Raw genomic sequence first — 24,955 nt, forward strand, 5'->3', positions numbered from 1 at the left:
ATTTTGAGTTTCATAGTTAACACTGTGTTCAAACTTTGTTACATCAGATAAGGGGCGAAGTGAATACAATTTATTTTGATTCGATTTTTAGTGATGAAATCAGACGCAATCATCTTTATAATGGACAAGTGTTTGTCTTTTCTCCTTGCGTCAGTGCGATCGCTCTATGTGATTTTGCTCGTGGTCTAGTTGAAGAAGCGTTTGCCCCTTTAGATCCGAGAGAAGCACAACATAGCCTGCCTGTAGAGAAATACGTTGAGATTTTAGCACAACTCAAGCCAACTTTTATCCATCACCCTGAATCTAAACAACTCATTCAAGGCATCTTGAAAGAAAGTGGATGTGACTTGAACAAAACCTATTTCGATGTACCTCGCCTGAGAACAGCAACAAGCGATCGCTATCTGACTGCTGGTATTGCTTACGCTTTCCATCCTCATCGTGACATCTGGTATTCTGCTCCTCTGTGCCAGATCAACTGGTGGATTCCTGTCTACGATATTACCCCAGACAATGCAATGGCATTCCATCCGCGCTACTGGAGTCAACCAGTTAAGAATACCTCAAGAGATTATAACTACGCTCAGTGGACTAAAGAAAGTCGCAAAAATGCGGCACAGCACATTAAAACAGATACACGCAAGCAACCCCATGCGGAAGAAACTTTAGAAATGGAGCCGCAATTGCGGTTAATTACACAAGTCGGTGGCATGATTCTCTTTTCAGGAGCGCAGATGCACTCCACTATTCCCAACACATCAGGCTATACCCGTTTCAGTATTGACTTTAGAACTGTACATTTTGATGATGTCATAGCTCAACAGGGTGCGCCAAATATTGATTCAGCTTGTACAGGAACTTCTTTAGGCGACTTCTTACGAGGCACTGACTTCTGCCCGATTACTGATACATTGTTATTGTCTACAACAAACAATCTCTTGTAGAAGAACTTTTGTTGTAAGAATTCAGGAGTCAGAATTCAGAATTCAGAATTCAGAATAGTTAAAGAATCAGGAGAACATTTGATGAATAAATATACCAATCATTCTAGATTCCTGATAAATTCTGGCTCCTGACTCCTGGGTGCTGAATTCTTACCTTTTGTTTTCCATCCAGTCTGTGAGCAATAAATGGTGAACTCTGTTGAAAAATTGTCTGGACAAACAATACTAATTACAGGTGCTAGCGGATTTCTAGGATCTCATTTAGTCCGTCATTTATGCCACAATGGTGCAGAAGTACATGCTGTTTCTCGCAGTTTTCATACTTCTGATATCAGCTGCTTGCGATGGTGGCACGGTGACATGGAAGACATTAAGTTTGTTCAACATCTTTTCCACAGCATTAAACCTGACCTAATCTTCCATTTATCCGGTCTTGTGACAGCAGTTCCTAATCTAGAGTTCATATTGCCTACCTTTCACAGTTTACTGACTAGTACTATTAACTTATTGACGGTAGCTGCCGAAATTGGTTGTAGTCGCATTGTGTTAATAGCTTCTTTAGAGGAACCAGAACAAGATCGTCCTGAAGTAGTTCCTTCTTCTCCTTACGCTATTGCTAAATTTGCTAGTAGTACTTATGGTCGGATGTTTCATCGACTGTATCAGACACCTGTAGTTCTTGTTAGACCTTTTATGACCTATGGGCCAGGGCAAAATGTGTCTAAGATCGTTCCTTCTGTTATTCTTTCTTTGTTGCAAGGACAAGCTCCAAAACTTAGTAGTGGAAAGCGTCAAGTTGATTGGATTTATATCGATGACGTGATTGCAGGACTTCTCGCTGCAACACAAGTTCCTAGTGTAGAGGGTTGTACATTCGACTTAGGTTCGGGAGAACTAGTACCCATTCATGCAGTTGTGTCCCAGCTTGTTAATCTGATCAACCCTCAAATCCAGCCACTATTTGGTGCTTTACCTGAGCGGCCGATGGAAAGAATAAGAGTCGCTGATATGGCTTATACATACGATAAACTGGGTTGGCAACCTTCAATTCCTCTAAAGAAGGGCTTGGAATTGACTGTAAATTGGTATACAAAACATCAACAAAAGATTGGATACACCAGTTAACAAGGATTCTACTTATGGTTGCAGATAGACTTCAGAATATTAATTTAGTCGATCTAAAAAATTCTTTTAACTTAAAGGATATCAGTCTAGAAATTTACCAACTAGTTTCTGATTTATATCCCATTTGCCGTAGTATTACAGGTGATGGTTTTAGAGAAACTTTAAAAATTCTCCAGCAGTATATTCCTTTGTCAGTTCATGAAGTGCCAACAGGAACAGAGGTATTTGATTGGACAGTTCCTAATGAGTGGAATATTAAAGATGCCTATATTAAAAACTCTCAAGGTGAAAAGATTGTAGATTTTACTAATTCAAATTTGCACGTTGTTAACTATAGTATTCCCATACATCAAAAAATCTCTCTTCAAGAACTTAAATCACATCTATTTACACTTGCCGATTATCCTAATTGGATTCCTTACCGAACTTCATATTATAAGGAAAGTTGGGGTTTTTGCCTGACTCACAATCAGTATTTGCAACTAAATGATGAAGAATATGAAGTATGTATTGATTCTTCTCTGCAACCAGGTTATTTGACTTATGGCGAGTATTATATTCCCGGAGACAGTACTGATGAAGTCTTGATTTCTTGCCATGCCTGTCATCCTTCACTGTGTAATGATAATCTTTCAGGAATTGCGATCGCTACTTTTATCGCTAAATATTTAAGTCAAACTACACCAAGATATTCCTATAGATTTCTCTGGATTCCCGGAACCATTGGCTCAATTACATGGTTGGCTCTCAATGAAGCTAAAGTCAATAACATTAAACATGGCTTGGTATTAACTTGTTTAGGAGATGCAGGCAACTTTACCTACAAAAAAAGCCGTAGAGGTGACACTGAAATCGATAAAGTTGCTGCTTATGTACTCAAAAACTCAAAACAAGATCACAAAATTATAGATTTCTTCCCCTATGGCTATGATGAGCGACAATATTGCTCGCCAGGATTTAATTTAGCTGTAGGTTGCTTCATGCGATCGCCTCATGGTAGTTTTCCTGAATACCATACCTCAGCAGATGATTTAAATTTCGTTCAACCCCAATATCTTGCTGAGTCATTCTTTCAATGTAATTCGATGTTGTATATCCTCAACAATAACGAAATCTACTACAACAAAAATCCCAAATGTGAGCCACAGTTAGGTAAAAGAGGAATATATCGGGCAGTTGGTGGTAACAAAGATAGCGGGCTAAATGAAATGGCAATCCTGTGGGTTTTAAATTTATCTGACGGTCAGCATACTCTATTAGATATTGCAGAAAAGTCGGGTATGTCATTTGATGTGATTAAATCTGCTGCCGATACATTATCAACACATGACTTATTAACAATTAAAATCAATTAAGTTTGAAAAAGATTAGGAAAATGAAATTCGCAAGGCTAAAATCCTTTCTCCCCCTGCTCCCTGCCCCCTGCCTTTTTCCAACAATAATTATTTCTGCCCACCTACTTATCCTTCTCTTCGAGAGGCTGCGCCAACGGTTTCTCCAAAGGAGTACATTTGTGTAGCCGCTGTTCTGTGAGAATACTTATTTTGTATTGATATATTTACTGTTATTTTTACATTCTATTTATAATTACTGCCCGGAAAGTACCTTAACTTTATAATTTAGAAGATACTTCATCTCTTCACTATTGCTGGGAAAAATATCCTATTTAACTTCATGATTACTTGAAACAAATGTCATTACTTATACCATTGTAAGAGCAGTTTAGATGATTGATATTAGAGAAGTAGTTTAAAAACATACCTTGTCTAGTACATGAATAAAAAATGGGCTGTTAAACGACTTACAATCAATCTCACATCAGGCGAGGCACAGAAGCTTGAACAATACTGCTCAACGACTGGCAGACCAGCAACTGATGTAATTCGGGAGTTAATTCGCTCTCTTTATCCTAAAGATGAAAAAGCCTCTGAAACCTCGTGAATCAGACTGCAAAAAAATCAAACAGGATAAGTACATCTTAATTTTTCAGTGAAATATGCTGTTTAACAGTTATCAGCTAACAGTGAATCCCTATAATTAAAGTTAGGGAATTTAAATAAGAATACTCTCTTACAAAGTTCAGAGCCGAGGAAATCTTCGCTCTGACTTTTGCTTTGGATCTTGTGCAATCATCTTGATACACTTGCATAATTAAAAAGTAATTTATCCATTTTTTCGGGCAGAATACCCTTCTTGTATCTGGCTTTGCTTCTGGACTATTTTTTGACAAGTAGTAATATTACTGATCTTTTCGGAAAATTTTTAAGTTAGATATAGTACTTACCACTTATTTACTTATACTTTCCAAAGTATTAAGAATTTAATCCCTAATTTATTTAATTACAAATAATGATTAGAAAAACCTTGGTTATAAATCAGCCAAAGGTAAGCAAGTCCGTGGGCGAACTGAGGATTTTTGCTGGATTTATAACACTCAGCTTTGCGATCGCCACAATATTGTGTAACTATCAGGATGCAATCGCCCAAACTCCTGAACCTCAGACATTACCCCCAGGTCGGTTAGACGATCTTCCTGAGACTCCGTTACCGTCGGATCTGCTACCCAAGCCACCAGACGAGAATCAATTGCTTCCATCCCTAAAACTACCGAATCAGCCGATTCTAGAGCAGAATGACCCCAATACCAAATTTCGGGTCGATCGCATTGAAGTTTTGGGCAGTACAGTTTTCAAAGCAGAACAGTTTGCCGCGGTCACAAATTCCTTTGTGGGGCGAGAACTGACATTTGCAGAGTTGTTGCAAGTTAAAGATGCCATCACCAAGCTTTACACTGATAACGGCTATGTCACCACAGGCGCATTGATTACACCACAGACAATAGAAGCTGGGACAATCAAAATTCAGGTGATTGAGGGTAGTTTGCAAGAAATAAAGATTGTCGGTAATAGGCGATTAAACACTCAATACATTCGCGATCGCATCAAACTTGGTGCAGGCAAACCTCTAAATATACCACACTTAATAGAAAAGCTGCAACTACTCCGCCTCAATCCGCGGATTCAAAACCTATCAGCCGAGTTGCAGACAGGCGTGCAATCGGGAACCAATGTGTTGCAAGTGGAGGTTGAAGAAGCAGAAACTTTTAAGCTGACAGCAAGCCTGGATAATGGGCGATCGCCAAGTGTGGGCAGTTTTCGCCGGGGAGTGGATCTGCAAGAAGCCAATTTATTGGGTTTGGGCGATACCCTGAGCGTGGGATACGCCAATACCGATGGCAGTAATACAATCAATGTCAATTACACACTGCCGATTAATGCCCGCAATGGCACTGTATCCTTCGGTTTTAGTCAAGGATGGAATCGCGTGATTGAAAAGCCATTCAGTGTCCTTGATATTCAGTCAAATACTCGCTCTTACGAATTGAGCTATCGGCAACCACTGGTGCAAAAACCAACCCAAGAGTTGGCAGTGGGGCTATCGTTCTCGCGCCAGTCAAGCCAAACTGAGTTAGGTATTGATAACATTGGACCGTTTCGACTTTCCCCAGGTGCAGATGCGAATGGAAAAACCAATATTTCGGCTCTGCGCTTTTTTCAAGAATATACCCAGCGAAGCAACCAGTATGTATTTGCGGCGCGATCGCAATTGAGTTTTGGCGTAGATTGGTTCGATGCTAATGTCAGTAATAATGAACCAGATAGCCGCTTTTTCGCGTGGCGGGGACAGGCACAGTGGGTGCGACAATTAGCACCAGATACTCTATTTTTAGCTAGGGGCGATTTCCAATTGGCAGCAGATTCCTTAGTGCCTTTAGAGCAATTTGGTCTTGGTGGACAGCTAAGTGTCCGGGGCTATCGCCAAGACGCATTACTCACAGATAATGGTCTGTTATTTTCGGCGGAATTTCGAGTACCAATTGTCCGCGCTGCTAAAATTGGCGGAGTGTTGCAACTGACACCCTTCATTGATGTAGGTAAAGGCTGGAATACCAAAGGCGAAAATCCATCATCGAGTACGCTTGTTAGTACTGGGTTGGGGCTGTTGTGGAAACAGGGTGATGACTTCTTCGCGCGCATAGATTGGGGCATTCCTTTGATTTCAGTGGACGGTGAAAAGCGATCGCTCCAGGAAAATGGACTCTACTTCTCAGTGAGTTATTCAGCGTTTTGAGGCGATCGTTTCAAAACTATACCGTTTTGGACAACCTAAAATGCAAGGTATAAATAAAGGCTTGGCAATGACAACGAACTCTATTTGGTTGGTTCTGTTCGCTGGAATAGTGCCGTTGATGGTAATGCCTGTGAGTGCCCAGGTAATTCCTGATAGCACTTTAAATACTACTGTCTCTCAAAGTGGCGATAACTTTACCATCACCAACGGTAATCGAGTTGGCAACAATTTATTCCATAGCTTCAGCCAATTTTCAGTTCCTAGCAACGGCTCGGCTTTTTTCAACAATGCCGCAGATGTGCAAAATATCTTCAGTCGCGTCACTGGAGGCAGTGTTTCCCACATTGATGGTTTAATTAAAGCCAATGGTAGCGCTAATCTGTTTTTGCTCAATCCCAGTGGGATTATTTTCGGTGCGAATGCCCAACTGAATATTGGCGGCTCCTTTATAGGGACAACTGCCCAGAGCATTAAATTTAGCGATGGTGCTGAATTTAGCGCAATTAGTCCCCAAAATGCTCCATTGTTGAGCATTAATGTTCCCATTGGTTTACAATTTGGTAGCAATCCAGGAGCCATTACCGTCCAAGGATCAGGACACAATGCCCAATTAGGCGACTCACTTCAGGTTTCTGGATTAAACCTCGGTACCAGAGGATTACAGTTGCAATCTGGAAAGACCCTGGCATTGCTGGGTGGGAATGTTGCCTTAGATGGAGGATTGCTCTCCGCACCAGGAGGGCAAATAGAACTGGGTAGCATCACTAACGGCAGCGTCACCCTCAATTCCATCCCTGAAGGATTTGCGCTGAGTTATCCTAATGCTTCGAGTTTTGGCGATATTCAGATAACTCAACGAGCTTTAGCATCTGCACGCGACCTCAGTGGGCAAAGGGGAGGAGCCATCCAAATTCAGGGTAAACAGGTCAGTATCCGAGATGGTTCACTGATATTAGTACAAAATCGCAGCAATCAAACTGCTGGTGATATTGCAATCAATGCCACAGAGTCCCTCCAGATTATCGGCAAGTCTCCTGATTTTAAAAGTTCCAGCAGTTTAATTAATGAAACTATATCCCCAGGTGCGGCAGGGAATATTATCGTTACCACCCCACAATTGAATATTGATGGGGGTGGGTATATCTTAAACCGTACCTTTAGCACAGCACCGGGTGGCAATATTGCAATAAATACTGATGAAATGCGGGTGAATGGTTTTGCATTTGGCGATCCTTCTCCTTTTCGAGCAGTCAGCCAGATATTAGCCGCTTCCTATGGGACTGGGAAAGGTGGAAATATTAACATCTCCACTCAAAACCTATCTATTTTAGCTGGCGGCAATATAGCAGCAAGACCTTACGCTTCAGGTAATGGCGGCGATCTCATCGTCAAAGCAGATACAATTCAGGTGATAAATGAGGGAGCGCCAAAGGGTTTGTATTTTAGTTTGTTGTCTACTGCCACATTCGGGTCTGGTAATGCAGGGGATTTGAAAATCGATACCCGTACACTGTCGCTTAAAGCTGGCGGCAGAGTGTCAGCTTCTAGCATAGTTTTAGGAAATGCGGGTTCACTGACTATCAATGCGTCTGAATCGATTGATGTGAATGGTGTCAAAGATGCAGAAAATCCCAGCTATATTGGTACTGCTGTTCGTCCTGTTTTTGGAGTTTCCAGCGCTACTTCAGGTAACACCACGATTAACACCCCACTTCTTAACATCAGTAATGGTGCAACAGTTTTTGTCCAAAACCTTGGCTTAGGTAAAGCTGGTACTTTAAACATTCAGGCGAACACCCTACGACTTGACAATGGGGCCAGCATTTCAGCATCCACAAAAGCAGGCGGTGGCGGTAACACTAATTTACAACTGCGGGATCTACTACTGATGCGTCATGGCAGCTTGATCAGTGCACAAGCAGGTAGCAGTGGTAATGGTGGCAATATTACGATTAATGCTCCCAACATTGTGGGTTTAGAAAATAGTGACATTATTGCCAATGCGGTGAAAGGAAAGGGTGGCAATATTCAAATCGCAACCCAAGGGATTATCGGACTCAAGTTCCGTCCCCAACTCACTCCCGAAAATGACATTACCGCTAGTTCTGAATTTGGGGTTAGCGGTAGTGTCCAAATCAATAACATTGGTGTCGATCCAAACTCTGGCTTAGTTAAATTACCAACCAATGTAACCGATCCATCACAACAAATAGCCAGTGGTTGTTCTGCATACCAAGGCAGTCGATTTGTGGTAACGGGACGGGGTGGTGTGCCGCAAAATCCCAATCAAGATGTGACGACCGATGTCTACGAAGGGCTACGCCTAAGCACTTGGTCTGATGTCCGCGATATCTCTGAATACCGCAAAACTGGCGAAGTCACAGCACAAATGCCTGAATCTTCAGAAGTTCTCGTCCAAGCTACTTCCTGGCGTCGCAACACCCAAGGCAAAATTGAGTTAATTGCGGCTCAAGCAACCCATATACAACCATATTTAAGCTGTGGTGCACAAACTGAATGAAGTTTCAGCAATTGCAATGCCTACGGCAAGTTTCGTTTTCAGAAAGCTACACCAAGATGACAACTAAAACTGTTGATGCTATTCAAACACAATACCGTTTAGGGAACCCTATATATATTGTTAAGAGCAAGTGAGCGATGAAAGCACCTTCTGTTTGCTGGGGTTTGATTAATTTAATGCTGACAGGTGGGATGCTCCTTTGGTGTGCCTCTGTGAATGCCCAGCTAACTCCCGATGGCACCCTCAATACTGCTGTCTCCCAAAGCGGTAATAACTTTACCATTACTAACGGTAGTGCCGCCAAAAGTAACTTATTTCACAGTTTCCAGCAGTTTTCGGTTCCCACTGGCGGTTCGGCTACTTTTGATTTAACGAACACGCCCAACATTTCTACTATCTTCAGCCGTGTTACTGGCGGTAATATCTCTAGCATTGATGGCTTGATTCAGACGATTAACGGCAACAACCCCGTCAGTCTGTTCTTGATCAACCCTAGTGGGATAATCTTTGGAGCCAATGCCAAACTGAACATCGGGGGTTCGTTTATTGGTAGCACTGCCAGCAGTATTAAATTTGCCGATGGCGCTGAGTTTAGCGCAATTAATTCCCAAACGACCCCACTGTTGAGTATCAATGTTCCCCTTGGATTGCAAATAGGTAGCAATCCGGCATCTATAATCGTTCAAGGCACAGGGCACTCCTTGAGCAATCCCGGTGGACAGCCTCTTGTCACTCAAAATCCGAGTGCTACAGAATTGCGGGTACAGCCGGGAAAAACCCTAGCTTTGGTGGGTGGCAATCTGGAGTTGAAGGGGGCAACGCTGACCGCCAAGCAAGGGCAAGTAGAATTAGGCAGTGTGAGTGGTGCAGGGTTGGTTAGTTTGATACCAACTGCACGTGGCTATACTTTGGGATATGAAGATGGGCAAAGCTTTGGTGATATTCAGCTAGCAGGGCGATCGCTATTAGATATCAGCGGGGTGAATGCAGGTTCCGTTCAAATTCGGGGGCGACACATTCAATTCACCGATGGCTCTCTGGTGCTGGCGCGAAATTTCGGCAATCTCTCCGGGGGCGACATTCGCCTTCAGGCTACAGAGGCGATTGATTTGATTGGCAGAACAGCTGATGGCACAATTCCGAGTGGGGTGCGTACTGAAGCTGTGGGTATCGCAGCTAGTGGGAACATCAGTGTAATTACTCCCCGTCTTACGCTCCAGCAGGGAGGGGGGTTGAATAGCATTTCAGTTGGAGTGGCTCCCAGTGGCAATATCCACGTTGATGCAACAGCGATTGAACTGTCTGGCTTGTCACCAATCAATCCAAAGGTTAGTATTCTTTCTACTTCTGGCTATGCTTCTGGGAACGCTGGCGATATCTCCGTCAATGCCAATAGTTTACTGGTGTCAAATGGCGCCTCAGTGATTTCAGCTACATTTGGCAGTGGCTCCAGTGGTAAAGTGACGATTCGCACCAATCACACCACTGTCATGGGAGAAGGCCCCGCTGGACTATATAGCAACATTAGCTCAATCACTTTTGCGACCGGAAACGCCAAAACTTTGACCCTAGATACCGCCAAATTGGAAATTCTGGATGGGGGAGCAGTTGGGACAACCACATTTTTTGCCGGTAATGGGGGAGATTTGAGCATTAACGCCACGGAATCCATCGAGATTAGCGGTCGCAGTCGGAACAATAACAGCAGTATCAACTCGTCTACCACTCGACTATCTCCACAACTGCGGCAATTATTCCGTCTACCGGATAAACTCACGGCAAATGCGGGTAATGTGAGCATTACCACGCCGAACCTGACGGTGACAGATGGCGGAACAGTCAGTGTCACTAGTCAAGGGAGTGGCAATGGAGGCAGTCTTAACATCACAGCCAATACGATCCGATTAGACCGTCAAGGAAGTATCCAGGCACAAACAGAATCAGGTAATGGAGGTAATATCGCCTTACAAGTTGGGAAGTTATTGCTGCTGCGTGACAATAGCGCGATCGCAGCAACAGCAGGCGGTAATGGTGATGGAGGTAATATAAACATTAATGCACCCATCATCGTTGGCTTAAAAAACAGTGACATTATTGCTAATGCCATTAAAGGGCGGGGGGGCAATATTCAAATCACCACCCAAGGCATCTTTGGGCTGAAGTTCCGCAACCAACTCACACCTGATAGTGACATCACCGCCAGTTCGCAATTTGGGTTGAGTGGTACTGTTCAAGTTAATACTATCGGTATCGATCCAAATTCCGGCTTAGTCCAACTACCAGTAAATGTCACCGATCCATCCCAGCAAATTGCAACAGGCTGTGCGGATAGTGAAGGCAGTCGCTTTGTGGTAACGGGACGAGGTGGTGTGCCGCAAAATCCCAATCAAGATGTGACAAGCGATGTCTACGATGGGCTACGCCTAAGCACTTGGTCTGATGTCCGTGATATCTCTGAATACCGCAAAACTGGCGAAGTCAGAGCACAAATGCCTGAATCTTCAGAAGTTCTTCTCCAAGCTACTTCCTGGCATCGCAACACCCAAGGCAAAATTGAGTTAATTGCGGCTCAACCAACCCATTTACAACCATATTTAACCTGTGCTGCACAAACTGAAGTTCCAGCAATTGCAATGCCTACGCCAAGTTTTGTTTTCACAAAGCTACACCAAGATGACTACTAAAACCCGCATTTCTCACAAGCTCCTTTGCGTTTGATGATGAGTAATAAGTAATGGGTAATGAGTAATAAGTAAAAGAGCAACAGGCGCAATACCAGTGCAAGAACTTGTACATTCTTACTCACTACTCACTACTCATTACTCCTCCATTCGAGGTGTGGTGAGAAATCCGGGTAAAACTGTTGATGCTGTTCAAACACAATGCCGTTTAGGGAACCCTATATATATTATTAATAGAAAGTGAGCGATGAAAGCACCTTCTGTTTGCTGGGGTTTGATTAATTTAATGCTGACAGGTGGGATGCTCCTTTGGTGTGCCTCTGTGAGTGCCCAGCTAACTCCCGATGGCACCCTCAATACTGCTGTCTCCCAAAGCGGTAATAATTTTACCATTACTAACGGTAGTGCCGCCAAAAGTAACTTATTTCACAGTTTCCAGCAGTTTTCGGTTCCCACTGGCGGTTCGGCTACTTTTGATTTAACGAACACGCCCAACATTTCTACTATCTTCAGCCGTGTTACTGGCGGTAATATCTCTAGCATTGATGGCTTGATTCAGACGATTAACGGCAACAACCCCGTCAGTCTGTTCTTGATCAACCCTAGTGGGATAATTTTTGGAGCCAATGCCCAACTAAACATTGGGGGTTCGTTTATTGGTAGCACTGCCAGCAGTATTAAATTTGCCGATGGTATTGAGTTTAGCGCAATTAATTCCCAAACTACCCCACTGTTGAGCATCAATGTTCCCCTTGGATTGCAAATGGGTAACAATCCCGCACCCATCAACATTCAAGGTACAGGACATACTTTGAGAAATGTCAGTGGACTGGCTCTGCTTCCCCCGATTCAGACTCCCAATTCTACAAAACTGCGGGTAGAGCCGGGAAACACTCTAGCTTTAGTGGGTGGCGACATACATCTAAATGGGGCAAACCTGATCGCTGAAAGAGGGCGAGTTGAATTGGGTAGTGTAAGCGGTACAGCATTGGTAAACCTGATACCAACCGCACAGGGCTATACACTGGGATATGGGAATGTACAAAGCTTTGGCGATATTCAGCTGGCAGGGCGATCGCTATTAGATATCAGCGGCGTGAATGCAGGTTCAGCTCAAATTCAGGGTAGGCAAATTCAATTCACCGATGGCTCTCTGGTACTGGCGCAAAATTTTGGCAATCTCCCCGGTGGTGACATTCGCCTTCAGGCTACAGAGTCCATTAATCTAATTGCCAAAACAGCTGATGGCACAATTCAGAGCGGAGTGCGTAGTAATGCTTTTGGTATGGGAGCTAGTGGGAATATCAGCGTTATTACTCCCAACTTCACTATCAAGTCGGGAGCGGGGTTGAATAGCACAACTTATGGAGCAGCTCCGAGTGGCAATATTTATATTGATGCAACCGCCATTGAACTGTCTGGCTTTTCACCGAAGAATCCTGCTGACGTGACTACGGTAAACACTACTACACTAAACACTGGGAATGCTGGTGATGTTTTCGTCAATAGTAATAGTCTACTAGTATCAAGCGGTGCCTCACTATCTTCGGCTACCTTTGGCAGTGGTTCTAGCGGTAAAGTGACGATTCGTAACACCAATACCACAGTGATGGGAGAAAGTCCCTCTGGACTTTACAGCAACATTAGCTCAACTACATTTGCAACCGGAAGTGCCAAAACCTTGACTCTGAATACTGCCAAATTGCAAATTCTGGATGGGGGAGCAGTTGCTACCACCTCATTTTTTGCAGGTAATGGGGGAGATTTGAGCATCAACGCTACTGAAGCGATCGTTATCAGTGGTCAAGGTCGGGCAACTAATAGTAGCATTAACGCCTCCACAATCCGACCCGATCCGTTAGTGCGGAAACGATTTGGTCTGCCAGATATATTAACAGCGAATGCCGGTACTTTGAGCATTACCACACCGAACTTAACGCTGACGAATGGCGGAACAGTCAGTGTCACCAGTCAAGGCAGTGGAAATAGTGGCAATATTAATATTAGTGCAGATACCATCCAATTAAAGAATCAAGGGTTTATTCAAGCACAAACAGACTCCGGTAATGGTGGCAATATTAAATTGTCCACCACAAACCTGTTGCTTCTTCAAGACAATAGCCAGATAACTTCAACAGCTGGCGGTTCAGGGAATGGAGGTAATATAAACATCAATGCACCCATCATCGTCGGCTTAAAAAACAGCGATATTATTGCCAATGCAGTGCGAGGCAGAGGTGGTAATATCCAAATCACCACTCAAGGCATCTTTGGGCTGAAGTTCCGCAACCAACTCACTTCTGATAGTGATATTACTGCCAGTTCCCAATTTGGGTTGAGTGGCACGGTTCAAGTTAATACTATCGGTATCGATCCAAATTCTGGTTTAGTCGAATTGCCTGCAAATGTCACCGATCCATCCCAGCAAATTGCTACAGGCTGCGCGGACAGTGAAGGCAGTCGCTTTGTGGCAACGGGACGAGGTGGTGTGCCGCAAAATCCTAATCAGGTGACGAGCAATGTCTACGATGGGCTACGCCTACGCACCTGGGATGATCTGCGAGATTTGTCTGCTTACCGCAAAACTGGTGAGCTAAATGTCCAGATTCCAGCATCCTCAAAGGTTCTCGTCGAAGCCACAACCTGGCATCGCAATGCTGACGGTAAAATTGAATTGATTGCGGTTAAACCAGCTTATGTACAACCATCTTTAACCTGTGCTGCCGTTCGTAAAAGTTGATGATGTTAGCGAAAATACCATTTCGGGAACACCTGATAATAATACTGAACGCTGATAATTATTTTGATTTCAGGCAATGGATGTTAACAACACAACTATTTCGGGAATTATAAGACCATTAATTAGTTAAAGGTACAAGTATTTAAATGCTAATGAGAGGGGTGTCTAACGACAAGCCGCGAAGCGTCTATGCTTTTCTATTTATATTAATAAGTGGGTTGTTAACTTCAGGGATGATGCGATCGGCGATCGCACAGGTGACATCCGATGCTACAACCAACACCGTTGTCAATCAAAGTGGTAATAATTACACAATTATTAACGGGGTTGAAAAAGGTAATAATTTATTTCACAGCTTCAGTAATTTCTCAGTGCCTACGGGTAGTTCTGCTAACTTTGATTTAATTAACACCCCAAATATTACAACTATATTTAGTCGGGTTACAGGTGGAAATGTTTCCAATATTGATGGGTTGATTAGCACGCTTAATAGTAATAACGCGGTAAGTTTGTTTTTAATGAATCCTGCGGGGATTATTTTCGGTGCAAATGCTCAATTGAATATTGGCGGATCGTTTATTGGTACAACTGCCAACAGTATTAAATTTGCCGATGGTATTGAGTTTAGCGCGATTAATTCTGGTTCTGCTCCGTTGTTGAGTATCAATGTTCCCCTTGGATTGCAAATGGGTAGCAATCCCGCACCGATAAACGTTCAAGGCACAGGACATACCTTAACCTTAGGCTTGACCAATAATCTCGCTTCCATCACTCGCACTCCTAGTCCGACAGAACTGCGGGTACAGCCTGGAAAAACTCTGGCGTTGGTGGGTGGTAATCTAAATCTGAATGGGGCAACCTTGACTGCCGAACAAGGGCAAATTGAATTGGGCAGTGTGAGTGGCATAGGGCTAGTTAACTTGATACCAGATGCTCAGGGTTATACGCTTGGGTATGCTAATGGGCAAAGCTTTAATGACGTTCAACTCACTGGGCGATCGCTGCTGGATGTGAGTGGGATGAATGCAGGTTCGGTTGAAATTCAGGGTAAAGAGATCCAATTTACCGATAGCTCGCTGGCGCTGGCACAAAATTTCGGTAATCTCCCTGGTGGCAACCTGCATCTTCAGGCATCGGCAGGAATCGATCTGACTGGTACAACCAGCGGAGTTCGGAGTGAAACCTTGGGGATTGGAACTGGTGGTAACATCAGCGTCATTACTCCCCGATTTAGCCTCCAGCAGGGAGCGGCATTAACTAGCATAAGCTATGGAGTATCTGCTAGTGGCAATATTCAGATCGATGCCTCAGCGCTAGAGATATCTGGTTTCTCGCTGACCACTTCAAATGCCAGCGTTATTAACACTGGTACATTCGGTTCCGGGAGCGCAGGTAATATCTTCGTCAATGGCGATAGTTTACTAATATCTGATGGTGGAGCATTGTTTTCAGCGTCGCTGGGTGTTGGTGACAGTGGTGAAGTTATCATTCACAACATTGATACCATCATCAGGGGAAGTAGCTCCCGACCTAGCCCCACTGCAATTAGCTCAAATGCCTTCAGTAGAGGAAATGCCAAAACAATAACACTAGATACTGCCAGATTACAACTACTAAATGGGGGAACAATTACCGCAGGCTCGTTTTTTGTCGGTCATGGAGGAGATATTAGCGTAAATGCTACAGAATCCATCCAAATTAGTGGTGGCACTATGTTAAGAAATAGCGCCATCGACTCGTCTACCATGTACATAAACCCAACATTCCAGAAGCTACTTGGTTTGCCTAATATACTGACAGCCGATGCCGGTACGATCAGCATCACAACGCCGAACCTAATGCTGAGAGATGGCGGGACAGTCAGTGTCACCAGTCAAGGTAGCGGCAATGGTGGCAGTCTCAAAATCACAGCCAATACTATCCGATTAGATCGTATTGGAAGCATCCAGGCACAAACAGAATCAGGTAATGGAGGTAATATCGCCTTACAAGTTGGGAAGTTGTTGGTGCTGCGTGACAGTAGCGCGATCGCCGCAACAGCAGGCGGTAATGGTAATGGAGGTAATATAAATATTAATGCACCCATCATTGTTGGATTAGAAAATAGTGACATTATTGCTAATGCTTTTAATGGTAATGGGGGCAACATCAAAATTACCACTCAAGGCATCTTTGGGCTGAAGTACCGCAACCAACTCACTCCAGAAAGTGACATCACCGCCAGTTCCCAATTTGGGGTGAGTGGCACTGTTCAAGTTAATACTATCGGTATCGATCCAAATTCCGGCTTAGTCGAATTGCCTGCAAATGTCACCGATCCATCCCAGCAAATTGCTACAGGCTGCGCGGATAGTGAAGGCAGCCGCTTCGTGGCAACGGGACGAGGTGGTGTGCCGCAAAATCCAACGCAGCAAGTGGCGACCCTAAGCACTTGGGACGATGTGCGAGATTTGTCTGCTTACCGCAAAACTGGTGAGCTAAATGTCCAGATTCCAGCATCCTCAAAGGTTCTCGTCGAAGCCACAACCTGGCATCGCAATGCTGACGGTAAAATTGAATTGATTGCGGTTAAACCAGCTTATGTACAACCATCTTTAACCTGTGCTGCCGTTCGTAAAAGTTGATGATGTTAGCGAAAATACCATTTCGGGAACACCTGATAATAATACTGAACGCTGATAATTATTTTGATTTCAGGCAATGGATGTTAACAACACAACTATTTCGGGAATTATAAGACCATTAATTAGTTAAAGGTACAAGTATTTAAATGCTAATGAGAGGGGTGTCTAACGACAAGCCGCGAAGCGTCTATGCTTTTCTATTTATATTAATAAGTGGGTTGTTAACTTCAGGGATGATGCGATCGGCGATCGCACAGGTGACATCCGATGGTACAACCAACACCGTTGTCAATCAAAGTGGTAATAATTTTAATATTATTAACGGTGTACAAAAAGGTAATAATTTATTTCACAGTTTCAGTAATTTCTCTATACCCACAGGTGACACAGCAATCTTCAACAACGCCGCAGATGTGCAGAATATCTTCAGCCGCGTCACTGGAGGCAGTGTTTCCCAAATTGATGGTTTAATACGGGCCAATGGTAGCGCTAATCTGTTTTTGGTCAATCCCAGTGGGATTATTTTCGGCGCAAATGCTCAATTGAATATTGGCGGATCGTTTATTGGTACAACTGCTAATAGTATTAAATTTGCCGATGGTATTGAGTTTAGCGCGATTGATTCTCAATCTGCCCCGTTGTTGAGCATCAATGTTCCCCTGGGATTGCAAATGGGCAGTAATCCCGCACCGATCAACGTTCAAGGCACAGGACACTCCTTGAGCAATCCCAGTAGACTGGTTGTTACTCAAAATCCGAGTACTACAGAATTACGGGTACAGCCGGGAAAAACCCTAGCTTTGGTGGGTGGCAATCTGGAGTTGAATGGGGCAACTCTGACCGCCAAGCAAGGGCAAGTAGAATTAGGCAGTGTGAGTGGTGCAGGGTTGGTTAGTTTGCTCCCAACTGCACAGGGGTATACTTTGGGATATGAAGATGGGCAAAAGTTTGGTGATATTCAGCTAGCAGGGCGATCGCTATTAGATATCAGTGGGATGAATGCAGGTTCCGTTCAAATTCGGGGGCGACACATTCAATTCACCGATGGCTCTCTGGTGGTAGCACAAAATTTCGGCAATCTTCCCGGCGGCGACATTCGCCTTCAGGCTACGGAGGCGATTGATCTGATTGGCACAACATCTGATAGCACAATTGAGAGCGGGGTACGTAGTGAAGCTGTGGGTATCGGAGCTAGTGGGAACATCAGCGTCATTACTCCCCGATTGAGCCTCCAGCAGGGAGCAGGATTAAATAGCCTAACCTATGGAGCATCTGCCAGTGGCAATATCCACGTTGAGGCAACAGCGATTGAACTATCTGGCTTCTCACCAATCAATCCAAATAGCCTTAGTAGTTTTTATACTTCTAGCTTTGGTTCTGGGAACGCTGGCGATATTTCCGTCAATGCCAATAGTTTACTGGTGTCAAATAGTGCCTTACTGCTTTCAGCTACATTTGGCAGTGGCTCCAGTGGGAAAGTGGCAATTCGCACCAATCACACCACTATCATGGGACAAGGCCCCTCTGGACTATATAGCAACATTAGCTCAATCACTTTTGCGACCGGAAACGCCAAAACTTTGACCCTAGATACCGCCAAATTGCAAATTCTGGATGGGGGAGCAGTTGGGGCAACCACATTTTTTGCAGGTAATGGGGGAGATATAAGCATTAACGCCACGGAATCCATCGAGATCAGTGGTCGAGGCCGAAGCTATAACAGCAGTATCAACTCATCTACCACTCGACTAACTCCACAACTGCAGCAAATATTCCATCTACCAGATATACTCACGGCAAATGCGGGTAATGTGAGCATTACCACGCCGAACCTGACGGTCACAGATGGCGGGACAGTCAGTGTCACCAGTCAAGGTAGCGGCAATGGTGGCAGTCTCAACATCACAGCCAATACCATTCGATTAGATCGTATTGGAAGCATCCAGGCAAAAACAGAATCAGGTAATGGAGGTAATATCGCCTTAGAAGTTGGGAAATTGTTGGTGCTGCGTGACAATAGCGCGATCGCCGCAACAGCAGGCGGTAATGGTAATGGAGGTAATATAAACATTAATGCACCGATCATCGCCGGATTAGAAAACAGTGACATTATTGCTAATGCTTTTAATGGTAATGGGGGCAACATCAAAATTACCACTCAAGGCATCTTTGGGCTGAAGTACCGCAACCAACTCACTCCAGAAAGTGACATCACCGCCAGTTCCCAATTTGGGGTGAGTGGCACTGTTCAAGTTAATACTATCGGTATCGATCCAAATTCCGGCTTAGTCGAATTGCCTGCAAATGTCACCGATCCATCCCAGCAAATTGCTACAGGCTGCGCGGATAGTGAAGGCAGCCGCTTCGTGGCAACGGGACGAGGTGGTGTGCCGCAAAATCCAACGCAGCAAGTGGCGACCCTAAGCACTTGGGACGATGTGCGAGATTTGTCTGCTTACCGCAAAACTGGTGAGCTAAATGTCCAGATTCCAGCATCCTCAAAGGTTCTCGTCGAAGCCACAACCTGGCATCGCAATGCTGACGGTAAAATTGAATTGATTGCGGTTAAACCAGCTTATGTACAACCATCTTTAACCTGTGCTGCCGTTCGTAAAAGTTGATGATGTTAGCGAAAATACCATTTCGGGAACACCTGATAATAATACTGAACGCTGATAATTATTTTGATTTCAGGCAATGGATGTTAACAACACAACTATTTCGGGAATTATAAGACCATTAATTAGTTAAAGGTACAAGTATTTAAATGCTAATGAGAGGGGTGTCTAACGACAAGCCGCGAAGCGTCTATGCTTTTCTATTTATATTAATAAGTGGGTTGTTAACTTCAGGGATGATGCGATCGGCGATCGCACAGGTGACATCCGATGCTACAACCAACACCGTTGTCAATCAAAGTGGTAATAATTACACAATTATCAACGGGATTGAAAAAGGTAATAATTTATTTCACAGCTTCAGTAATTTCTCAGTGCCTACAGGTGGTTCTGCTAACTTTGATTTAATTAATACCCCAAATATAGCTACCATCTTTAGTCGGGTGACAGGTGGAAATGTTTCCAATATTGATGGGTTAATTAGCACGCTTAATAGTAATAACCCAGTGAGTTTGTTTTTGATAAATCCTGCGGGGATTGTGTTTGGAAAAAATGCCCGCTTGAATATTGGTGGGTCATTTTTGGCAACGACGGGGAATAGTATTAAGTTTGCCGATGGGACGGAATTTAGTGCTGTGAATGCTTCGAGTACTCCTTTGCTGACTATAAGTGTACCTGTGGGTTTGCAACTTGGGGCAAATGCTGGAGCGATACAAGTTCAAGGGGCAGACTTGCGAGTTCAAACCGGACAAACACTAGCCTTAGTTGGTAGTCAAATCGACATGACAGGGGCAAAACTGACAGCACCAGATGGGCATATCGAATTATGGGCTTTGCAGAATGCTGGGATTCAAATGGAAAATCAAGCTCAATGGCAACTGACGAGTCCTGCTGACACAGCAAACTGGGGTACAATTTCCTTAAAACAATCTTCATTGGTTGATGCAAGTGGAATTAACGGTGGAGGAATCAACATCCGTGGACGTGGGTTGACCATGCAGGATGGGTCGAATATTAGTTCCACTACCTCGGCTGGGCAAGGTAAAGGCATTACCATTCAAACGACAGAATTTGCCGACTTTTTGGGACTCTCTGCTCCAGGTCTTGCTGTTGGTGTTGAGACATCGGTAGGCAATCAACTTAGCTTTTTTCCAGCATCAGAACCGCCAACAACCGGACAAGCCGGAAATATAACCATCGAAACCAATCGCTTGCGGTTAGCCAATGGTGCTGTGATTCAGTCCTCAACATCTGGCAACAACTCGATCGCAGGAGACATTACCATCCACGCTGCCGATGTGGATATGGTGGGAAACAAAACATCTTTTTCTTTCGGTGCTGTGAATACGATTGGCACGTTCATCAACTTTGGAAACAACAATCAGAGTGGACGGGTTACTGTCGATGCCCAACGGATTCGCCTGCTCGATGGCGATCGCATCAGTAGCAGTTTATTGGGAGGGAATGGTACAGCAGGAGAAGTCTCTATTCGGGCTGTGGAAAGCCTTGAGATTCGGGGAGCCAACCCTAGCGGCGTAACCAGTGCTGTTCTCGTTTCGATCGAAGGTGGAGCAACAGGGCAGGGTGGTCGAATCACAATTGACGCAGGGAGTCTGATTTTAGCTAACGGTGGAACTATTACCAGTGGACTAGCAGGTGCTAAGAACACATTATTTGGATCGATTCCGGGGGCGCAGGGTACGGCTGGAAGTATTGATATTCGGGCAAGGGAGGTACAAGTTAGCGATCCATTAATTGATGCCTACAGCAACAGCATCACTGGTATTACGGCTTCTGTGGGCAATGGTGCTGTAGGTTCTGGTGGAACGATTAACCTAACGGCAGACAGCCTACGGGTATTCAATGGCGGACAGATCACCTCTTCCAGCCAGGGTCAGGGATCTGCTGGCAGTGTTAATTTACGGGTTAATAATATTGACGTGCAGGGCATCTCTCAACCTTTAGCTGATGGTCGGATACTGCCCAGTACTATCACCGCATCCGCAGCAAATGCCTTTACTGCTCGGTCAGTGAATATCACGGCTGACAGCTTGCGTGTCCGAGATGGGGCAGAAATTACCGTCAGCAATTCTGGAACTGGGGATGCGGGTAATCTGAATATCAATGCCCGTAATATCTTCCTCGACAATGGAGCCAGTCTGCGAGCCGAAGCGAATGGAGGTAGTCGTGGTAACATCCGTCTCCAAGCAAGTGATTTTCTCTTGTTGCGGCGCGGCAGTAGAATCATTACAAATGCTCGTGGTGCTTCTACAGGAGGCAACATTGAAATCAGTGCGGGGTCTATTATCGGTGTGCCAACAGAAAACAGCGACATTTCGGCTAATGCTGTACTCGGACAAGGTGGCAACATCCAAATCACCACTCAAGGCTTCTTTGGGCTGAAATTCCGTCCCCAACTCACCCCAGAAAGTGACATCACCGCCAGTTCCCAATTTGGGGTAAGTGGCACTGTTCAAGTTAATACTATCGGCGTTGATCCAAATTCCGGCTTAGTCGAACTACCAGTAAATGTCACCGATCCATCCCAGCAAATTGCTACAGGCTGCGCAAATAGTGAAAGCAGTCGCTTTGTGGCAACGGGACGGGGTGGTGTACCGCAAAATCCAACGCAGCAAGTGGCAAACCTAAGCACTTGGGACGATGTGCGAGATTTGTCTGCTTACCGCAAAACGGGCGATCGCAATGCCCAAATTCCAGCATCACTGAAGATTCTCATCGAAGCCACGACTTGGCATCGCAACGCCAAGGGCAAAGTTGAGTTAATTGCCACTCAACCAGACGCTCATGTACAACAGCCCTTAACTTGTGCTGCGGTTCCCAAGAGTTAATTTGCTCAGGAATCTTATAACCAAGTTGATTAACTTTTAAAGTGATATAGTATACAACACACTAAACTTTTATAGTAATAATTACTTATGGTTTTGCAAATCAAACAACTTCGTTGGCTATATATCAGTCTGAGTATTTTGAGCTTGTGTTTGGCAATAACCATTACACCTACTAGAGCCTCTCTGCCAGTACCAACAACTTCTACCCTAAATGTGTCAGCATCCACTTCTCAACCGACCAATTGGCTAGAACAGGGACGAAACCTCTACCATTCAGGACGCTTTGCAGAAGCAGTGACGATTTGGCAAACAGCAGCACAACAGTATCATACCCAAGGCGATCGCTTGAACGAAGCTCTAAGTTTAAGTTACCTGTCACTGGCACAACAGGAGCTTAATCAATGGCAACCAGCCCAACAGTCTATTGAGCAAAGTCTAAAACTATTGCAAATAGCTAAACCCTCTGCTGATGCAATTCTTTGGGCACAAGCGCTCAATACCCAAGCAAATTTGCAATTGCACACTGGGAAAGCCGAAACCGCTCTCGAAAGTTGGCAAAAAGCTCAAAAATTTTATGAGCAAGCAGGCGACACAATGGGAAGCCTGGGTAGTCAAATCAACCAGGCACAAGCTTTACAAACTTTAGGATTTTACCGCCGTTCTAAACAACAGTTAGAGGCACTGACTCAAAAACTCCAAAGGATGCCGGATAATGAAATCAAAGTCAGTGGACTGCGATCGCTTGGTTTAGCCTTGCAAATAATGGGCGACTCTGGTAAAAGTCAACAGATTTTAGAGCAAAGTTTAGCGATCGCACGCCAAATTTCAGCCCAACCCCAGTTAAGTTCTATTCTGATCAGCCTGGGCCAAACTGCCGTTGACTTGGAAGATCCAGAATCAGCATTAAATTACTTTGAACAGGCTCAACTCTTAACAACTAACCCAAGCGATCAATTACAAGCGCGTTTAGCTCAGTTCAAACTTTTCCTCAATTACGACAAACTGGAGTTTGTTAACCCACTCGCACCTCAGCTACTCCAACAACTCCGGGAACTGCCCCCCAGTCACACCTCACTCTACGCAGCGATCAATTTTGTTGCCACCCTAGATCGTCAGTCAAATCCTGACCAAATCCTACCGCTGAAGGATTTGGCGCAACTGATGGCAGTCACAGTCAAATCTGCACAGCAAATTCAGGATACTCAAGCCGAAGCTCATGCACTAAATCAGTGGGGAAAACTCTATCAGCGTACACAGCAATTATCTGAAGCACAGGAATTAACTCAGAAATCCCTCAACATTGCCCGCCAACTCCAAGCTAACGATATCATTGCTCAATCTGCTTGGCAGGTGGGACAGTTGTATAAACAACAAGGCGATCGCTCAAAAGCGATTACCGCCTATACAGAAGCAGTCAACGCCTTAAAGGCACTGCGGGGAGATTTGGTGGCTATCAACCCTGATGTCCAGTTCTCTTTTCGCACTAGTGTGGAGCCTGTCTACCGGGAACTGGTTGATTTACTTCTAGAGAATCAACCTAGTCAAGCAGAACTAATCCAAGCTCGTGAATTGATTGAGTCCCTCCAAATTGCGGAACTCGATAACTTTTTTCGGGAAGCCTGTTTAGATAAAACTCAACAGATCGATCGGGTTGATCCCACTGCAACCGTCATTTATCCGATCATCCTGCCAGATCGTTTAACAGTAATTCTCTCCAAAGCAGGGCAACCACTCCGTTCCTATGTCACTCACAAACCTCAAGCTGAAATTGAGCAGACTCTAGACAATTTTTTGGTTGCTCTTAACCCTGTTTCCGATTCCAAAGATCGGGATCGATTGTCTCAACAAATTTATAGTTGGTTGATTCGTCCAGAGGAGGCAGATCAAGCATTGATTGATACCAAGACATTGGTGTTTGTTTTGGATGGTCGATTGCGGAATATTCCCATAGCAGCTCTTTTTGATGGTAAGCAATATCTGATCGAGAAGTATGCTGTGGCACTCTCACCAGGATTGCAACTAATGGCGACGCGATCGCTTCATCAAAACCAGATGAGTGCGATCGTCGGTGGCATTAGCCAATCTCGCGCTGGCTTTAGTGCTTTGCCCGCCGTGGAATCAGAGGTGAAACAAATTTCCAAGTCAGTATCGTCCTCTGTGTTGCTAAACCAGAAATTTACCAGTCAAGCCCTCGCTGAACGTGTGAAATCTAGTAATGCAGGTATTGTCCACCTAGCAACCCACGGACAGTTTAGTTCCCGCCTCGAAGATACCTTCTTACTCACTTGGGATGGACAAGTCAATGTTAAAGAGTTATCTGAACTCCTAAAAAATCGAGGTAGCGATCCATCGAAAGCCATCGAGTTGCTGGTACTAAGTGCCTGCGATACTGCCGCAGGAGACGATCGCGCCGTCCTGGGACTAGCAGGCTTGGCTGTCAAATCTGGCGCTCGCTCAACTATCGCCACCCTATGGCCCGTCAAAGATCGGGCAGCCGCGATGGTCATGACTCGCTTCTATGAGCAACTCCGAAAACCCAAAATCACTAAAGCCGAAGCACTAAGACAAGCACAAATTAGCCTAATTCGCCAAACTGATTTCCACGAACCGTTCTTTTGGTCTGGCTTTGTTTTGATCGGCAACTGGATTTAGCTAAGTAATACAACGTAGTCTTCTGCTAATAACTTAGGCTATTTTTTACACGGTTTTGGTTAAAGCTCGC

The 24,955-nt window shown here is 44.5% G+C and carries 12 protein-coding genes; all 12 read left to right on the forward strand.

Annotated elements, in window-relative coordinates; translation table 11 throughout:
* Positions 1 to 59: 59 nt before the first annotated feature.
* The 12 genes from V7K61_RS31595 (at position 60) to V7K61_RS31650 (ending at position 24,885) form a co-directional block, all read left to right on the forward strand.
* Positions 60 to 944: a hypothetical protein gene (locus V7K61_RS31595; protein ID WP_335059766.1), complete on the forward strand. Its 885-nt coding sequence runs from the start codon at positions 60 to 62 to the stop codon at positions 942 to 944.
* A gap of 186 nt (positions 945 to 1,130) precedes the next feature.
* The gene (locus tag V7K61_RS31600) at positions 1,131 to 2,069 is read left to right on the forward strand and encodes an NAD-dependent epimerase/dehydratase family protein (protein WP_335059767.1); all 939 of its coding nucleotides are present in this window, start codon (positions 1,131 to 1,133) and stop codon (positions 2,067 to 2,069) included.
* A gap of 14 nt (positions 2,070 to 2,083) precedes the next feature.
* Positions 2,084 to 3,424, forward strand: a complete 1,341-nt coding sequence (locus tag V7K61_RS31605; RefSeq protein WP_335059769.1) for a DUF4910 domain-containing protein — start codon at positions 2,084 to 2,086, stop codon at positions 3,422 to 3,424.
* A 418-nt stretch (positions 3,425 to 3,842) separates the two neighbouring features.
* Entirely contained in the window at positions 3,843 to 4,010 is a 168-nt protein-coding gene (locus V7K61_RS31610) for a CopG family transcriptional regulator (protein WP_094348841.1), read from the forward strand.
* Positions 4,011 to 4,418: 408 nt separating this feature from the next.
* Positions 4,419 to 6,200 carry a ShlB/FhaC/HecB family hemolysin secretion/activation protein gene (locus V7K61_RS31615; protein ID WP_335059771.1) on the forward strand — a complete coding sequence of 594 codons (1,782 nt, stop codon included), beginning with the start codon at positions 4,419 to 4,421 and terminating at the stop codon, positions 6,198 to 6,200.
* Between the two features lie 40 nt (positions 6,201 to 6,240).
* Entirely contained in the window at positions 6,241 to 8,721 is a 2,481-nt protein-coding gene (locus V7K61_RS31620; protein ID WP_442936392.1) for a two-partner secretion domain-containing protein, read from the forward strand.
* Positions 8,722 to 8,858: 137 nt separating this feature from the next.
* Positions 8,859 to 11,405, forward strand: a complete 2,547-nt coding sequence (locus V7K61_RS31625; RefSeq protein ID WP_335059773.1) for an S-layer family protein — start codon at positions 8,859 to 8,861, stop codon at positions 11,403 to 11,405.
* 244 nt (positions 11,406 to 11,649) lie between these two features.
* Positions 11,650 to 14,142, forward strand: coding sequence for an S-layer family protein (locus V7K61_RS31630; RefSeq protein WP_335059775.1), 2,493 nt, complete (start codon positions 11,650 to 11,652; stop codon positions 14,140 to 14,142).
* Positions 14,143 to 14,294: 152 nt separating this feature from the next.
* The gene (locus V7K61_RS31635; protein WP_335060108.1) at positions 14,295 to 16,766 is read left to right on the forward strand and encodes an S-layer family protein; all 2,472 of its coding nucleotides are present in this window, start codon (positions 14,295 to 14,297) and stop codon (positions 16,764 to 16,766) included.
* Positions 16,767 to 16,918: 152 nt separating this feature from the next.
* Positions 16,919 to 19,387 carry an S-layer family protein gene (locus V7K61_RS31640; protein ID WP_335060110.1) on the forward strand — a complete coding sequence of 823 codons (2,469 nt, stop codon included), beginning with the start codon at positions 16,919 to 16,921 and terminating at the stop codon, positions 19,385 to 19,387.
* A gap of 152 nt (positions 19,388 to 19,539) precedes the next feature.
* Positions 19,540 to 22,233 carry a two-partner secretion domain-containing protein gene (locus V7K61_RS31645; RefSeq protein WP_442936395.1) on the forward strand — a complete coding sequence of 898 codons (2,694 nt, stop codon included), beginning with the start codon at positions 19,540 to 19,542 and terminating at the stop codon, positions 22,231 to 22,233.
* Positions 22,234 to 22,320: 87 nt separating this feature from the next.
* Positions 22,321 to 24,885, forward strand: coding sequence for a CHAT domain-containing protein (locus V7K61_RS31650; RefSeq protein WP_335059777.1), 2,565 nt, complete (start codon positions 22,321 to 22,323; stop codon positions 24,883 to 24,885).
* Positions 24,886 to 24,955 lie beyond the last annotated feature (70 nt).

It is taken from the genome of Nostoc sp. (genome assembly GCF_036918015.1).
Taxonomy (GTDB): Bacteria; Cyanobacteriota; Cyanobacteriia; order Cyanobacteriales; family Nostocaceae; genus Nostoc.

Excerpts from the sequence above, each read along its gene's own strand:
- V7K61_RS31600 (WP_335059767.1), top strand. The coding sequence starts at position 1,131 with ATGGTGAACTCTGTTGAAAAATTGTCTGGACAAACAATACTAATTACA.
- V7K61_RS31605 (WP_335059769.1), top strand. The coding sequence starts at position 2,084 with ATGGTTGCAGATAGACTTCAGAATATTAATTTAGTCGATCTAAAAAAT.
- V7K61_RS31610 (WP_094348841.1), top strand. The coding sequence starts at position 3,843 with ATGAATAAAAAATGGGCTGTTAAACGACTTACAATCAATCTCACATCA.
- V7K61_RS31615 (WP_335059771.1), top strand. The coding sequence starts at position 4,419 with ATGATTAGAAAAACCTTGGTTATAAATCAGCCAAAGGTAAGCAAGTCC.
- V7K61_RS31620 (WP_442936392.1), top strand. The coding sequence starts at position 6,241 with ATGCAAGGTATAAATAAAGGCTTGGCAATGACAACGAACTCTATTTGG.
- V7K61_RS31625 (WP_335059773.1), top strand. The coding sequence starts at position 8,859 with ATGAAAGCACCTTCTGTTTGCTGGGGTTTGATTAATTTAATGCTGACA.
- V7K61_RS31630 (WP_335059775.1), top strand. The coding sequence starts at position 11,650 with ATGAAAGCACCTTCTGTTTGCTGGGGTTTGATTAATTTAATGCTGACA.
- V7K61_RS31635 (WP_335060108.1), top strand. The coding sequence starts at position 14,295 with ATGAGAGGGGTGTCTAACGACAAGCCGCGAAGCGTCTATGCTTTTCTA.
- V7K61_RS31640 (WP_335060110.1), top strand. The coding sequence starts at position 16,919 with ATGAGAGGGGTGTCTAACGACAAGCCGCGAAGCGTCTATGCTTTTCTA.
- V7K61_RS31645 (WP_442936395.1), top strand. The coding sequence starts at position 19,540 with ATGAGAGGGGTGTCTAACGACAAGCCGCGAAGCGTCTATGCTTTTCTA.
- V7K61_RS31650 (WP_335059777.1), top strand. The coding sequence starts at position 22,321 with ATGGTTTTGCAAATCAAACAACTTCGTTGGCTATATATCAGTCTGAGT.